General features: G+C 26.3%; 17 protein-coding genes. 12 read left to right on the forward strand and 5 right to left on the reverse strand.

Translation table 11 applies throughout. The annotated features are described in order from the left end of the window. The first annotated feature begins 132 nt into the window (after positions 1-132). Genes GQV94_RS00300 through GQV94_RS00315 form a run of 4 tightly spaced genes read left to right on the forward strand, consistent with a single transcriptional unit; the run spans position 133 to position 3,314 of the window. The gene (locus tag GQV94_RS00300) at positions 133-1,578 is read left to right on the forward strand and encodes an acetyl-CoA carboxylase subunit A (RefSeq protein ID WP_200168996.1); all 1,446 of its coding nucleotides are present in this window, start codon (positions 133-135) and stop codon (positions 1,576-1,578) included. Continuing rightward, positions 1,575-1,787: a hypothetical protein gene (locus GQV94_RS00305; RefSeq protein WP_200168997.1), complete on the forward strand. Its 213-nt coding sequence runs from the start codon at positions 1,575-1,577 to the stop codon at positions 1,785-1,787. The genes GQV94_RS00300 and GQV94_RS00305 overlap by 4 nt, the downstream gene beginning before the upstream one ends. Continuing rightward, positions 1,787-2,545: an arginyltransferase gene (locus GQV94_RS00310; RefSeq protein ID WP_200168998.1), complete on the forward strand. Its 759-nt coding sequence runs from the start codon at positions 1,787-1,789 to the stop codon at positions 2,543-2,545. The genes GQV94_RS00305 and GQV94_RS00310 overlap by 1 nt, the downstream gene beginning before the upstream one ends. Continuing rightward, a complete protein-coding gene (locus tag GQV94_RS00315; protein ID WP_200168999.1) occupies positions 2,508-3,314 on the forward strand; it encodes an adenylosuccinate lyase in 807 nt (268 codons plus the stop codon). The genes GQV94_RS00310 and GQV94_RS00315 overlap by 38 nt, the downstream gene beginning before the upstream one ends. Here GQV94_RS00315 and ftsZ read toward each other — a convergent pair whose 3' ends face one another. From ftsZ to GQV94_RS00330, 3 genes are read right to left on the reverse strand one after another with little or no spacing between them, the layout of a single operon-like run. Next, on the reverse strand, positions 3,315-4,433 hold the full coding sequence (gene ftsZ, locus GQV94_RS00320) for a cell division protein FtsZ (protein ID WP_200169000.1): 1,119 nt from the start codon (positions 4,431-4,433) through the stop codon (positions 3,315-3,317). A gap of 14 nt (positions 4,434-4,447) precedes the next feature. Continuing rightward, a complete protein-coding gene (gene ftsA, locus GQV94_RS00325) occupies positions 4,448-5,827 on the reverse strand; it encodes a cell division protein FtsA (RefSeq protein ID WP_200169001.1) in 1,380 nt (459 codons plus the stop codon). Between the two features lie 2 nt (positions 5,828-5,829). After that, entirely contained in the window at positions 5,830-7,317 is a 1,488-nt protein-coding gene (locus tag GQV94_RS00330; RefSeq protein WP_200169002.1) for a peptidylprolyl isomerase, read from the reverse strand. Between the two features lie 136 nt (positions 7,318-7,453). Here GQV94_RS00330 and rsmH point away from each other — a divergent pair, with 136 nt between their 5' ends. Both rsmH and GQV94_RS00340 read left to right on the forward strand, forming a co-directional pair. Then, a complete protein-coding gene (rsmH, locus tag GQV94_RS00335) occupies positions 7,454-8,380 on the forward strand; it encodes a 16S rRNA (cytosine(1402)-N(4))-methyltransferase RsmH (RefSeq protein ID WP_200169003.1) in 927 nt (308 codons plus the stop codon). Next, positions 8,380-9,231: a hypothetical protein gene (locus tag GQV94_RS00340; protein ID WP_200169004.1), complete on the forward strand. Its 852-nt coding sequence runs from the start codon at positions 8,380-8,382 to the stop codon at positions 9,229-9,231. Before rsmH ends, GQV94_RS00340 begins: the two co-directional genes overlap by 1 nt. Here GQV94_RS00340 and GQV94_RS00345 read toward each other — a convergent pair. Then, positions 9,219-9,716 carry a hypothetical protein gene (locus GQV94_RS00345; RefSeq protein ID WP_200169005.1) on the reverse strand — a complete coding sequence of 166 codons (498 nt, stop codon included), beginning with the start codon at positions 9,714-9,716 and terminating at the stop codon, positions 9,219-9,221. The genes GQV94_RS00340 and GQV94_RS00345 overlap by 13 nt on opposite strands. Before the next feature lie 189 nt (positions 9,717-9,905). Here GQV94_RS00345 and GQV94_RS00350 point away from each other — a divergent pair, with 189 nt between their 5' ends. The 5 genes from GQV94_RS00350 to GQV94_RS00370 are packed head-to-tail and all read left to right on the forward strand — an operon-like array spanning position 9,906 to position 14,366. After that, entirely contained in the window at positions 9,906-10,316 is a 411-nt protein-coding gene (locus tag GQV94_RS00350) for an Rrf2 family transcriptional regulator (protein WP_200169006.1), read from the forward strand. Further along, complete coding sequence (gene flhA, locus GQV94_RS00355; RefSeq protein ID WP_200169007.1) at positions 10,303-12,465, forward strand: flagellar biosynthesis protein FlhA; 2,163 nt, start codon at positions 10,303-10,305, stop codon at positions 12,463-12,465. The genes GQV94_RS00350 and flhA overlap by 14 nt, the downstream gene beginning before the upstream one ends. A gap of 8 nt (positions 12,466-12,473) precedes the next feature. After that, a complete protein-coding gene (locus tag GQV94_RS00360) occupies positions 12,474-13,520 on the forward strand; it encodes a DHH family phosphoesterase (RefSeq protein ID WP_200169008.1) in 1,047 nt (348 codons plus the stop codon). Then, the gene (locus tag GQV94_RS00365) at positions 13,507-13,740 is read left to right on the forward strand and encodes a hypothetical protein (protein WP_200169009.1); all 234 of its coding nucleotides are present in this window, start codon (positions 13,507-13,509) and stop codon (positions 13,738-13,740) included. Before GQV94_RS00360 ends, GQV94_RS00365 begins: the two co-directional genes overlap by 14 nt. Next, complete coding sequence (locus GQV94_RS00370) at positions 13,740-14,366, forward strand: hypothetical protein (protein ID WP_200169010.1); 627 nt, start codon at positions 13,740-13,742, stop codon at positions 14,364-14,366. The genes GQV94_RS00365 and GQV94_RS00370 overlap by 1 nt, the downstream gene beginning before the upstream one ends. Here GQV94_RS00370 and GQV94_RS07865 read toward each other — a convergent pair. Then, positions 14,354-14,482: a hypothetical protein gene (locus GQV94_RS07865; protein ID WP_279586433.1), complete on the reverse strand. Its 129-nt coding sequence runs from the start codon at positions 14,480-14,482 to the stop codon at positions 14,354-14,356. The genes GQV94_RS00370 and GQV94_RS07865 overlap by 13 nt on opposite strands. 152 nt (positions 14,483-14,634) lie before the next feature. On the opposite strand from GQV94_RS07865, the gene GQV94_RS00375 reads away from it, so the two are divergent. Beyond that, positions 14,635-15,618, forward strand: a complete 984-nt coding sequence (locus GQV94_RS00375) for a c-type cytochrome (protein WP_200169011.1) — start codon at positions 14,635-14,637, stop codon at positions 15,616-15,618. The last annotated feature ends 1 nt before the right edge of the window (position 15,619 follow it).

The following is a 15,619-nucleotide window of genomic DNA, read 5'->3' on the forward strand; positions in this document are numbered from 1 at the left end:
AATATTTTTAAATTCTAAAATCATTGTTATGGATATGCTTTCGATTAGAAATTATTAAAATATTTATTATATAAAATTATTACTAATATTTTTATATAATAGATTTATTATTTTAAATTAAAAGGCGAATAAATGATATATAAGATTTTAATTGCAAATCGAGCTGAAATCGCCGTAAGAGTTATAAGAGCTTGCAGGGATTTACATATTAAAAGTGTTGCTGTTTTTACAGAACCAGATAAAGAATGCTTACATGTTAAAATTGCTGATGAAGCATATCGCATAGGAACTGATGCTATAAGAGGGTATTTGGATATTGCAAGAATTATTGAAATTGCCAAAGCTTGCAAAGCTGATGCAATACATCCAGGATATGGATTTTTAAGCGAAAATCACGAATTTGCTAAAGCTTGTGAAGACGCAGGTATTATTTTTATAGGACCAAAATCAGAAGTTATATATAAAATGGGCAATAAAAACATTGCAAGAGCTTTAATGAATTCTAATGGAATTCCTATAGTTCCAGGAACTGAAAAATTAAATAATTATTCCTTAGATGAAATAAAATCTTTTGCACTAAAAATAGGTTATCCAGTAATCTTAAAAGCTAGCGGAGGAGGGGGAGGACGCGGAATTCGCGTTGTATATAAAGAAGAAGAGCTTGAAAGTGCTTTAGAATCTTGCAAGAGAGAAGCTCTTAGTTTTTTTAAAAATGATGAGATTTTTATGGAAAAATATATTATCAATCCGCGACATATTGAATTTCAGATTTTAGGAGATAATTATGGTAATATTATCCATCTTTGCGAGAGGGATTGTTCTATACAAAGACGTCATCAAAAAATAATAGAAATTGCCCCTTGTCCTGGAATTTCAGATAATCTTAGAAAAACAATAGGTGTAACTGCTGTTGCTGCAGCTAAAGCAGTAGGATACACAAATGCAGGAACAATCGAATTTTTACTTGATGATTACAATCGCTTCTATTTTATGGAAATGAATACAAGAATTCAAGTAGAACATCCTATTACAGAAGAAATTACAGGAGTTGATTTAATAGTGCGTCAAATTCGTATAGCTGGAGGAGAAATTCTTGATATTGAGCAAAGCGATATTAAGCCCAGAGGATTTGCTATAGAAGCAAGAATTACTGCTGAAAATGTATGGAAAAATTTTATTCCAAATCCTGGAAAAATTAATGAATATTATCCAGCTCTTGGCCCTTCTGTAAGAGTTGATAGCCATATCTATAAAGATTATGTTATTCCACCTTCTTATGATTCTTTACTTGCAAAACTTATTATTAAAGCAACAAGTTATGATTTAGCGGTCAATAAACTCGAAAGAGCTCTTAAAGAATTTGTTATTGATGGAGTTAGAACTACTATTCCTTTTTTAATTGCAATAACTAAAACAAGAGAATTTAGAAGAGGATATTTTGATACATCTTTTATTAATACTCATATGCAAGAACTACTTGAAAAAACAGAAGATAGACATCAAAACAATAAAGAAGAAGTTATAGCTGCTATTGCTGCAACTCTTAAGAAAATTAGAGAAGAAAGGGGGCATATATGAATTTTTTAGATGATTTAAAAAGCATTAAAAAAGAAATGCAGAAAGAAAATAAAAATTCTATGTTAAATCATAAAAATTTAAAAAATATCCAAAAAAAAGAAGTAAATGAACAAGATAAATTTTTAGAGGAAGTATTTTTAAAAGAAAAAAAACTAATTGATGAATTTAAAGAATTTATTAACGATTCAGATATTAAGAAAATTTATTAATGAATGAAATAGATTTTTGCACCTTAGAAGATCTTTGTCCATATCTTAATGATAGAAATTCAAGAACCGAATATAAATATATATTTAATTGCTCAAAAGAATTAAATCAAGAATTGATCTCTAGAGGATGGAGGCGTTTTGGCAGATATTTTTCAAGACCAATATGTCAAAATTGCAATGAATGTTTAAGTTTAAGAATTAAAGCTTATTTATATAAATTTTCTAAAAACGAAAGAAGAATTTTTAGTAAAAATTCTCAAACAAAAATAATATTGAGAAAACCTACCTTAAGTAACGAGCATCTTTTTTTATATGAAAAATATCATCGTTTTATGGAAAAAAAAAGATCTTGGAAAAGATATGATTTAAATTTTAGACAATATTACAATCTTTATGTTGATGGAGCATTTAACTTTGGTTATGAGCTAGCTTTTTATCAAAATGATTTATTAATTTGCGTTGATTTAATAGATATTTTAAATGATGGAATTTCTAGCATTTATTGTTTTTATGATCCTGATTTTTCGCATTTATCTTTAGGAAAATTTTCTCTTTTAAATGAAATAAAACTTGCCCAAAATCAAAATTTAAAATATATTTATTTGGGATATTTTGTTAAAGAGTGTCAATCTTTATCTTATAAAGTCGATTTTATACCAAATGAAATTTTAAAATCTACTAGCACACCTTATGAATGTGCTAATTTATGGGAGAGTAAAGATGCAAGTTGTTCAAACTTTAGAATCGATAAATGTTAATACCGATGATATTACCGTTTTTCATTATTTTAAAGGTTTGATTACTAAAAATTTTTCAAAAGTTATAGGAAGAAAAAATAAGATTTTTTCTTTTTTTGAAGAAAACGAAATTCCACAAAGAAGATACTTTTTAAAAGTTCTTGATCAAAAATATAGAAAAAATACCAATGAAAGTATTAAAAATTTAGACGAAGCGCATTTTAAGACTTTTAGATTAAATTTTGAACAAAATAATGTATTAAAACCGATAATCTTTATAAAAATAGATTTTATCCCAGGAAATATTCTTATGAAATTAAGCTCAAATGAAAAAATTTTTATTATTTATATAAAAAACTATTTTAAAGATTTTAAAATAGAATATAATGAATTAAATTATACTTTAAGTCTTGAATATAAAAATGAAAATACTTTAAAGCTTTTTGAACTTTTTGTTAATGAAAATGAACATTTAAAATATTGTGTAGATTTTTCTATTAATCAAGAAGAATATAAACAATTTTGTGAGAATATAAAAAATAAAGAAAATCTTAAATGGAAATTTAATGCATTGGCCAAACTTTTTAATAATTATTTTGAGACTTTACAATGCACTCCACAAAATGACTTAAGCGAAATAAGACAAAAATATCTTATGCTAGTGAAAATATATCATCCAGATTTTAATCAGGATAAAAGTAAAATGGAAAGATTTTACGCAAGAGAACAATTTGAAAAAATTCAAATTGCTTATAATAATTTAAAAGCGTTATATAAAAATAACGCTTAATTAATCCATTTGTCTTCTTAAAAAAGTAGGGGTTTCTAAGGCATTAATCATTTCTTCGTCATAACCTCCACTTGCTTTTCTAATAATATAAGAGTTTTTCTTAGAGGCATTTTCTTCATTTGTTTTATTGTTAGTATTGTTGTTAGTATAAGTTTTATCTTCAAATCCGGTAGCAATGATAGTTACTTCTACTTTATCCTCCATACTATCATCTGTTGTTGTGCCAAAAATAATTTTTGCATTTTCATCAACAATTTCTTCTATACTACTTGCTGCAGCTGAAATTTCTATCAAAGAACAATTTGAACTAGTTTTAAAATGTAAAATAACGCCTTTAGCACCTTTAATATCCATACCATCCAATAATGGAGATTCAATTGCATTAGCTAAAGCTTCTTCTACGGCATTTTCACCTTGAGCACTTCCAACACCCATTAAAGCTAAGCCTCTATGGCTCATAATAGTTCTAACATCTGCAAAATCGACATTAATATCACCATTATCTAAAAGTATAGAAACCATACCTTTAACAGCACGGGCCAAAATGTCATCAACAAGTTTAAAAGCATCTTTGATTCCAATTTTTTTATCAGCAATGCTTAAGAGTTTTTCATTTTGAATAACAAGAATTGAATCACTTTCTTTTTTAAGCTCTAAAAGACCATTTTCAGCTAATTTTTTTCTTTGTTTTCCCTCAAATTTAAAAGGCATAGTAACTACAGAAACAGTCAAGGCACCGATTTCTTTAGCCGCTTGAGCTATTACAGGAGTGGCACCTGTTCCAGTACCTCCGCCAAATCCAGAAGCAATAAAAACGATATCACTTTGACTTAGTGAAGTTTTAATTTCTTCAAAACTTTCTCTAGCACTCTCAGCACCAACTTCAGGAAGCATTCCTGCTCCAAGTCCTTTAGTCTTTTTTTCACCTAATTGAATTTTAGTTTTTGCTAAAGAATTTGATATTGCCTGCGCATCAGTATTTGCAGCAATTAGATCTAAATCATTTAAGCCCATTTTTACCATATGGTTAATCATGTTTCCACCACCACCACCGCAGCCTATAACTTTTATTTTAGCACCTTTTGAATGTTGCATTTCCTCTACTAAATATTCACTCATATAAAAACTCTCCCTTAGAATTGATTAATAACTTTATGCCAAAGTTTAGTAAAAACACTTGATTTCTTTTCTTTTATATCTTTAGAATCATATTCTTGTTCTTGTATGAAAATTGTATCATTTTCTTGTAAATTTTTACTAAAATTTTCATTATTTATTTCATCTACATTTTCAATAGCGATATTTTGCTTTATTTGTTTGTTAAAATTTTCAATTTCTCCTTTATATCTTAATTTTTCATTAGAATCTAACTCATAAGGCGTAAAGTATCCAGCCCCATAAAGACACAAACCTATAGCGCAAGTATTTTCAGGATCTGAAAAAATTTCATTAAAACCACTAATAAGCTCTTTTCTAGCTGTTGCTAAACGTACGGATTTATTATCAAAAGTTGCTGGGGCAAGTTCATCAATTCCGGCTAATTTTGTCATTCCGCCAGTTAAAACTATACCACCACCTATTGAATTTATATAACGATTATCGCTTAAAATTTTTGCTAAAATCATTAAAGTTTCTTCAGCTCTTGCATAAATAACATTTGAAATTACATCTAAAGATACCTCATTAACTTTTCTCTCATCTCCCATAGAAGGAATTTGTATTAAAGCATTTGGTTGTTGGCTTAAAGATATATAGTTTAATTTTATCTTTTCAGCTTCTCTTAAAGGAGTATGCAAAGCCATAGAAAGATCTTGAGTAATATTAATAGAACCAATTTGCAAGCAGCTATTGTATCTTATAGAATTTCCAGCATGAACAATCATATCGCAAATTGCACCTCCCATATCGATAAGAACGGCTCCTAATTCTTTTTCACTATCATCTAAACAAGCAATAGAAGATGCATAACCTGATAATACTATATTATCAACTCTTAAATCTGCTAATTCTACAACTTTTTTGAGATTTTTAATATGAGATTCTTGAGAAATTACTATATGAGTAGATACCTCTAAACGATTTCCATTCATCCCCAAAGGATCATCTACAAATTCATGATCATCTACCTTAAAATTATAAGGTAAAACATGAATTATCTCATATCCATTTGGCAAATTTGCCGTATGCTTTGCAGTGCCTACAGCACGATGAATTTCTTTTATAGTAATTTCGCCTTTTGGGATATTAACAACACCTGTACTATCAACACTCTTGGTATAAGCTCCAGATATAGAAACTACTACTTTGTCATAGTGAACACCTGACATCATTTCAGCACTTTTTACGGCATCTTCTATTGATTTTGATGCAAGCTCTATATTGGTAATTGCGCCTTTTTTTACCCCATTGGTTTTTGCTTTTGCAAATCCTATAACTTTAAGCCCTTCATCATCTTTTTGAGCAATAATTGCACAAGTTTGTGTTGAACCTAGATCAATTCCTAATATATTCAAAATTAATTCCCTTTATAATAAATTTTTATCGGATATTCTTTTTTTAATTGTTCTACCAACTCTTTTTTTAACTCGCTACTTTTTAAAGTTTTTAAATTCTGCTCCAAAACATTTTTATACTCTTTAAATTTTGCTTCATTAAATAATTCTTGTTTATTTATTTTATAAACAACTGCCTTTGTATCATTTAAAATAACATATGAGCTATTTTGATCTGAATTAAAAACATTCATTAAAAAATAATTAAATTCTGTATCATTTAAAATATTTTCACCTAGTTTTTGAGAATCTCTAGAAGAATCTCTACTAACAAAACCTATATTAATCCCTTTAAAATTTCCTATTTTACTTTGAGCTATTTCTTCAATTTTTTTTCTTGATTCTTGATTTAGATATTGCTCTAAAACATCATTTTTTGCTTCTTCAAAAGTTTTCAATCTTATAGGATCTACTTTATTTAATCTAATGATCATAAATCCTTCTTCAAATTCAAAAGGTCTAAGAATTTCATTTTTGGTTGTTTTTGTTAATCTTTCAATTGGATATTTTACATCATCTTTAGTGATATTTATATCTTTTTGAAATGAAATTTTTCCAGATTTTAAATCTAGAAATTTTTTATTTGCAATTTCTTTAAGCTCATTTAAGCGATAATCTTTTATAACTTTTTCTTTAGAACTATTAAAATCTAATAATCTTCCATTGACATCTTTATATTTAAATTTATTATTTTTATCGTTATAAAAATAATAAAGCTCTTCATCGCTATATTGTTTTGTATCAGGTTTTATATAATATAATGAAATTTCGTATATTTTTTCGGTTTTATAGTTTTCTTTCGTTTCTTGCCAAAGTTTCTCAACTTCTTTTTCATCAATATCTATTTTATTTTTATCATAATTTATTACTTCAATATTTAATAAATCTTGCATAAAAAAACTTGAACTTAGCATTTTTAATTCTTCAGTTTGGTTTGATAAATTAAAAATACCATTAAGTTTATCAATTAGCAATTCATTATAAATACTTTGCTCATATTCTTTTGGAGTAAGATTATTTTGTTTTAAAATATTATAGTAAAATGTTTTGTTAAAATCTCCCTGATTATCCTGAAAAAATCTAGTTTTAATTAATTCTTGTATAATTTCATTATTACTAACATTTAAACCTATATCTTTAGCAAAACTAAGCAAAAGTTTATCTTCTATAAGAGAATTTAGCACAATAAGATCGATTTGTAATTCTTTTGCTTTTTGTTCATTGAGAGTATTATTGCTAATTTGATTGTAATAATTATAAATTTGATTATATCTAGTATTAAATTCACTAAATGTGATTTTTTCATCTCCTACAACTGCAATAGATGAATTACGATTAAGATTAAAATCGTAAGCACCCCATCCAACAAATCCAGCGCCTACAAAAGCAATAACACTAATCCATATAGTAACAACAAGATATTTCTTATGATGTTGCATCCAAGTAAGCATAAAACTCCTTGACAATTTTTATAGCTTATAATTATATCGAATTAGTGTTTAAGTGTAGTTTAATTTTATAAATATTTTTAGTATTTTAAAGTTTTTTCGTTATAATTAATTTAAATATTTTTACTTAGGATTTAAATTGCATATACCCCATATACCTGTTTTACAAGAAGAAGTTAGCACTGTCTTTGATAATTTAACCCAAGGAGTATTTTTAGATTGCACTCTAGGTTATGCAGGTCATAGTAAAATGATACTAAAAAAACATCCAAAAATTTCTTTAATTGGTTGCGATCAAGATAAAACCGCTTTAGAATTCTCTTCTCATATATTAAGAGAATTTAAAGATAGAATTATATTACACCATTGTAATTTTAATGAAATTTTAGATAAAGTTGATATTAAAAATATAAGAGGAATTTTAGCAGATATCGGAGTTTCTTCTTTGCAACTTGATCAAAATAAAAGAGGATTTTCGATAAATTCTGATTTTTTAGATATGCGTATGGATCAAGATAAATCTTTAAGTGCATTTGAAGTGGTAAATTTCTATTCACAAGATAAACTTGCTTTTATTTTAAAAGAATATGGAGAGTTAAGTGATGCTTGGAATTTAGCACAAAAAATTATTCAAGCAAGAAATAAAAAACAGATTACAAGCGCAAAAGAATTAAAAGAAATTATAGGTTTTAGTAAGGTTAGTTCAAGAAAAATTCAAAAAGCAACTTTAGTATTTCAAGCTATACGCATAGAAGTAAATAAAGAATTAGAGGTTTTAAAAGAATTTTTAACCCAGATTGAAAATTTAAAATTACAAAATTGTATTTTGGCTATAATTAGTTTTCATTCTTTAGAAGATAGAATTGTTAAAAACTTTTTTAAAAAATGGGAAAAAAAATGCATTTGTGATGATAAAATGTTTAAATGCGAATGCAATAAAAATAATAATTTAGGCAAAATTATTAATAAAAAAGTAATTACCCCTAAACAAGATGAAATTAATTTAAATCCAAGATCAAGTTGTGCTAAATTGCGAGCTTTTTATTTTAATAATATGGACTTTTAATGATAGATGATAATTTTCTAAAAGAAAAACAAAGCATTCGTCAAAAAATGCTTAAATACTCAAGAGCAATCAATCAAAGAGAGCCTTTAGATGATGAATTAAAAGAAGAGCTTAGTGATACTGATGATATTTTAAGACGTAGATTTAATAAAAGACGTCAAAATATTTTAGATCAATTTAATGAAGAAGTTAAATCATCTTCTATTAAACCCAAAAAAGCAAATATTTATCTAAAAAAAGATTTAATCAATGTTAAGCTCGAAGAAAAACCTTCTTTAACTAAAAAAATTTTTTTGCATTTAAAGGAAAAAAAAGCTAAAAAAAATACTCAAACCAAAACTAAAAAAACATTATTTTTAAATTTTAAAAAAGACAAAAAAAAAGATATATTAATACCAAAAAAACATCATGATAAAGAAGAAAAAGAAATAAAAAATGAAGATAAAATATTAAATCAAATTTCAAAAACAAATTCTATAAACAATGATTTAAAAAATCAAAAACCACCTTTTTTAGAAGATATAAATAAGCCCTTATTAAATCAAAACTTAAATACTCTAGAAGAAGATACTGAGGCAACAAAAAATACTCTTTTAGAAGGTTTTAGCGATGCAACCAAAGAAGATAGAAATTTAAATTTTAATCATTTATTTTTTGTAGCTTTGTTTATTAGTGTTGTTTTATTTTTATTTATCCCTCAAATTTATATCAGAAATCAAATTTATTATTTAAGTAGAGAAATAGCTATTTTAAGAGCAGAGGAAAGTGTTCTTAATGAAGAAAATAAAGAATTAAAAAGAAATTTAGAAAATATACGTTTTCAAAATCAAATTTTAGATTATTTAGAATGATCAAGAACAAGTTGTTCAAAAATATATTTTCTAAGTGAATTTTGAGGAATTTGCTCTTTTAAAGCTTGTTTATATATATTTTCTATAGTTTTTGAATATTTTTCATAAGAAAAGCAAGGAAAATGATTATTCCAAGCCTTTTTAATTAATTTTTTTGTTGCAATTTTTCTTATATAAATTTTAAATAAATCAAAACCTATAAAAATACAAGAAGTTACAATAATTGAACTGACAATACTTACATGAAAATCAAGCAAGGTTAAAAAATAATGTGTTGCTAAAAGTAAAGGGAGTAGAATAAAAGCACATAAAACCCCATAATAACAATAGCAATTTAAATTTTTTATTTTATAATTTAACTTCGAACAATCGACCATTATATCTTCATTAAATAAAATATTAGCTTCTAATAAATCTTTAAAAAGCACTGGTTGCTCTGAAACCTTAAAAAGAAAATTAAAACTAAATTGTTTAAATTTATTCATAAATATAAGCCTTATTTTAATCGAAAATGTGAATTTTGAAATTATAGTATTTTTAAAATTAATTATCAATTTAAACTATAATTTTTACTAGATTTATAAAAATTTTTATATTTTTAACAAATTATTAAGTCTTTATCTAGGTTTTTTTATTATAATTAGTTTTTTAAATATAGTTATTAAGGATAAATAGTGCTTCTTACAAAAGCTAGTGAATATGCTTTACTTTCTTTAATTTATATTTCTCGTCAAAACAAATCGCAAGATGTAGATCATATGTCTAATGAACTTAATATTCCAAAAAGTTTTTTAGCTAAAATTCTTCAAACTTTAGCAAAAGATGGACTTTTACACTCTTTTAAGGGTGCTAAAGGTGGATTTAGTCTTTCTAAAAATCCAAAAGAATATACACTTAAAGAAATTATAAATAGCGTTGAAAAAAAAGAAGTAAGTGTATTTGACTGTAGTGGAGGGATCTGTCCCAATAATAAAGAAGAAAATTGTTTTTTAATGCCTATACTTGTAAAACTTCAAAATAAAGTTGATAATTTTTTAGAATCTATTACTTTAGCAAGTATTATAGAAGATAATGGCAAAAAATAAAATTATAGATCTTGTTTTTCCTTTTTTGGGTCCTTTAATAGGTCCCATTGTTAAAGCCAAAAGTCTTACTATTGTTGGTTTTATAGTTTGTATTTTAGCAATTATCATAGTTCCATTACCAGGGCCAATACTCGATTTTTTCTTAGCCTTAAGTATTGCTTTATCTGTATTAATTATTTTAATATCAATTTACATTCCAAAACCCACAGATTTAACAACATTTCCAACCCTTATTCTAATCATTACTCTTTTTAGACTCTCCTTAAATATTGCAACAACACGTATGATTTTAAGTGAAGGTCAAAAAGGTCCCGAAGCTGTAAGCGAGATTATAGCTGCTTTTGGAGAATTTGTTGTTGGCGGAAATTATGTTATAGGTGTGATTGTTTTTTGTATTTTAGTTTTAATAAATTTTATGGTTGTAACCAAAGGAAGTACAAGAGTATCAGAAGTACAAGCAAGATTTACTCTTGATGCTATGCCTGGAAAACAAATGGCTATTGATGCTGATTTAAATGCAGGACTCATTGATGAACAAACTGCTAGAGCAAGAAGACAAGAAGTTATTGCAGAAGCAAATTTTTATGGAGCTATGGATGGTTCTTCTAAATTTATAAAAGGGGATGCTGTAGCTGGAATTATAATCACAATTATAAATTTAATAGGTGGTTTTTTAATCGGCTCTTTTCAGCATGATTTGTCTTTATCGCAAGCAGCTTCAACTTATACAATTTTAACTATAGGAGATGGACTTGTTTCTCAAATTCCAGGACTTATCACTTCAACTGCTACTGCAATTATTATTACACGTGCAAGTAAAGATGAAGATAATTTTGCAGAAGGAACACTTAATCAACTTTTAAGCGAGTATCGAACACTTTTAATTGTTGGTTTTGTTCTTTTTATTTTTGCTTTAGTTCCAGGTTTACCTCATTTTTCTTTGGGATTTATGGCATTTGTGTTTTTAGGACTTGGATATTTAACAAAACAAGTTAAAGAAGGAAAAATCGATGTAAAAGTAGGCAAAAAACCAGTTGCAAATACAGCAAATAACACAAATTCAACACCAGTAGCAACACCTAAAAAAAGCGAGGAAGAGATTATCAAAGAAGAAGAACATAAAATTAATGATATTTTAAAAGTAGAAATTCTAGAACTTGAACTTGGATATGGTCTTATAAAACTTGCTGAAAATGAGCTAACAGAAAGAATTAGATCTATGAGACGTAATATTGCTCAAACTTTAGGTTTTTTAATGCCCAAAATTAGAATTAGAGATAATTTACAACTAAAGCCTAATGAATATAATTTTAAACTTAAAGGCGTGCCTATAGCTAGTGCAGAAATTTATCCTGATAAATATTTAGCTATGGATAGTGGTTTTATAACAGAAGAAGTTGAAGGTATAGCCACAAAAGAACCAGCTTTTAATTCTGATGCACTTTGGATTGATGCGAGTTTAAAAGATGAAGCAACTTTAAATGGTTATATAGTTATTGATCCAGCTAGTGTTATTTCAACGCATATGAGTGAATTGATAAAAGCTCATGCATCAGAACTTCTTACAAGACAAGAGGTACAAAATTTACTTGAAAAACTTAAAAATGATTATCCTGCTATTGTTGAAAGTGCTTTATCTTTAGTTCCTGTAAGCTTAATACAAAAAGTTCTTAAAGATTTATTAAGAAATCAAATTCCAATCAAAGATATGCTTACCATTTTAGAATCAATGAGCGATATTGCAGAGGTTAGCAAAAGTTTTGATATGATTATAGAGCACGTAAGAGCATCTTTAGCTAGAATGATAACAAATATGTATCTTGATGATAAAGGAAATTTGGATATTTTTATTTTAGATTCAGCTACATCTAGCATTTTAATGGAAAATGTTCAATTTAGAGATGGAGGCTATCATTTACCTCTAAGCGTAGCTCAAACGGGCGCTTTAGTGGATACTTTAAGATCTGAAGTTGCTGCAGTGGCTAATGGACGTATTAAACCGTTTATATTATGCGTTGAGCCACAACTTAGAAAATTTATAGCTGATATTTGCTTTAATTTTAATATTAATATTATTGTTTTAAGTTTCGCAGAAATTGCTGAAAATACTAATTTTAATACAGAAGGTATTATTAAAATAGAACTTTAAGGAAAATAATGAAAATTTATCATCTCTCTCATACAGACTTAGATGGTTACGCGTGTCAATTTATTGTTAATTTTTATTTTAAAAATGTAATTTTTTACAATTCTAATTATGGAAAAGAAATAAATGATAATTTTAGTAATATTATAAAAGATATACAAGATACAAGAAAAGAAAATGAAAAGATACTCTTACTTATCACTGATTTAAATTTAACCCTTTCTCAATGTAAAGAATTTGATGAAGTATGCAAAGAAAAAGATATTAAAATTTTATTATTAGATCATCATCAAAGTGGTTTAGAATGTATGCAGAAATACTCTTGGTATTTTTTAGATAGTTCAAGATGTGCTGCAAAAATTGTTTATGATTTTTTTAGTAAAATTTGTTTCAATGATCAAAAAATGGAAGATTTTATCAATATAGTAAATGCTGTTGATATTTGGCTTAGTAAAGATAAAGATTTTGAACTTGGTAAAGTTTGTTTAGGTCTTATTGCAAACGCAAAAGAAATTAATCGTGTAATGTTTAAAAAGGAACACACTTCTTATATGTTTTATCTTTTAGATCGTGCAAAAACTTTTATACAAAAAGAGAGATCTTATATTTTGCTTGATAATGCTTTACATTTTATTAAAAAAGATTATTTTACAAAAGAATATGATGATACTTTAGCAAATTTAGTTTCTAAATTCATTGTTGAAAAACTACAAAATCATAAAGAAGATTTTACTATTTTTTATGAAAACCATAAAGGACTTTTGACTTCAAATATAGGTAATACTTCAATAATAGGCAATGAATTTTTAATTAATAATTTAGACTATGATTTTTTTCTTGATATTAGTTCAAAAAAAACTTTAAGTATTAGAGCAAACGGAAATTTAGATGTAAGCTTAATGGCCAAAAAATTAGTCGGTGGGGGAGGGCATAAAAATGCTAGCGGTGGATTATTTGCTAATTTTAAAGATAGTACAAATTATAATTATATCAAAGCTCAATTTATAGATTTAATTAAAAGTAAAGCAATTAAAAAGGAAGAAAATGTACAAAAATGATAAAGAACAAGAAATAAAAGATTTAACTTATGAGCTTAATGTTGTTTTGGAAGCAATGCTTTTATATGCTGGAGTAAAAAGAAATAAACTTGAGGAAGCAATTGAAATTTATATAGAAAATATTGATACAATTTTAGAGCATTCTACTAAAGAAGGGGTAGATGAAATTTTGGAAGTTGTTGAATATATTAGAGAACATTATAAGCAACTTTTTATATAATGAAACATCTAATAATTTTAATTTTATCTTATAATTTCATTTTTGCTAATATTTATGAAACTCTAAATGATTTTGCTTATGACAAAAAACCTAATAAAAATATTAGTATTAAAAAAGCAGAGATTTTAAGTTTTTATGACAATAAAAATCCTTGTATTCAACTCTTAATTACAGACAACGAGGTAAGCATTTTAAAAACATTTGATTCTTGTAAAAAATTAAACAATGCCACTTTTTTGGAATTTTTAAATAAAGACTTTCTTTCTCTTTATCAAGATAAACAACTTACACTAAAAAAAGAATTTAAAAATCTAAAAAATGCCATGCAGGATATTATGATTTATTACAAATTACATTACTCATTTTCTAAAGATATCAAGGATATGAGTAAAAATCAAAATTTAACTATTTTAAATATAGATGAAAAAGAAGGTGGTGTTTTATTATATAAAATAAACAATCAAGCTTGCATTGGTATAGAACTTCAAAAAATAAACAATAGAATGTCTATGAAAGTCTATGGAATAGAAAATTTAGATAGACAATGTAAAATCTTAATTGATTCGCCTTCTTTTAAAAATCTTTCTTACTCAAAGAAAGATTTTAATTTATATTACTTAGAATAAAAAATACTTTTAATTTTTAAAAATAAAATTTGAAAAAAATTCATTTCTTTTTTTGATAAAACATTGAAAACACATTGATCTAAATCTTTTTTTTCTTGAAAACTTAAATTTTTCACATCTTTCCTTTATAAAATACTGCAAAAATTATTCTATCTAAATAAAACTTTGCTATATATAAAATATATTAATTTATTTTAATTTTAATTGACTTTTTTTCTTTAAAGTTCTATACTTTATTTACTCACAAAAACAAAAAAAGGAGCTTTCCATGAAAAAAACTTCTATAATATTAGCAGTTTTATTGGTTGGAAGTTGTGCTTTTACACTTGATAAAAATTTAGCTAAAACCAAAGCTCAAACAGGTATTAATTTACCAGAAGCTGAATGGAAGCTACCTGAAGCCTTAAATGAAGATGGCACAATAGATGAAAGCAAAATGCCAAAGTCAAAATATTCTGAAATGGTAATTTTAGGAAATAAAATTCTTAACGAAACTTCAAATTACTTAGGCCCACAAGCAAAAGATAAAAATAAACGTTTTGCTGGTAATAATCTTTCTTGCTCAAGTTGCCATGCTGCTGCAGGAACCGTTCAAAATCAATCAGGATTTGTAGGAATTTGGGCAAGATTCCCACAATATAATGCAAGATCAGATAAGGTTATTACTTTAACCGATCGTATTAATGGTTGTTTTGAAAGATCTATGAATGGTAAAAAAATGCCTGAAAATACTCCAGAAATGAAAGCAATGCTAACCTATATGCAATGGCTATCTCAAGGTATTCCAACTGGCGCAAAAACAAAAGGACAAGGACTAAAAAAAATAGATTTTATTGATAGAGCAGCTGATCCAAAAAAAGGTAAAATTGTATATAATGAAAAATGTATCGTTTGCCATCAAGAAAATGGACTTGGAGTTAAAAATGAAGACAAAGTAGGGGCTTATTATATTTATCCACCTTTATGGGGAAAAGATAGTTATAATACTGGAGCTGGTATGTATCGCTTAATCAAAGCAGCATCTTATATTAAAGAAAATATGCCAAAAGGGAATACTGATTTAACCTTGGAAGAATCCTACGATGTAGCAGCTTATATAAATTCTCAAACGCGTCCTATTAAGATAAATAGAGATAAAGATTTTCCTGATAGAAAAGTAAAACCTCTAGATATGGATGTAGGACCTTATGATGATGGCTTTTCAACTACCCAGCATAGGTATGGACCTTATAAACCTATGATTAAAAATTGAT

The organism is Campylobacter sp. TTU_617 (assembly GCF_016599045.1).
Taxonomy (GTDB): Bacteria; Campylobacterota; Campylobacteria; order Campylobacterales; family Campylobacteraceae; genus Campylobacter_D.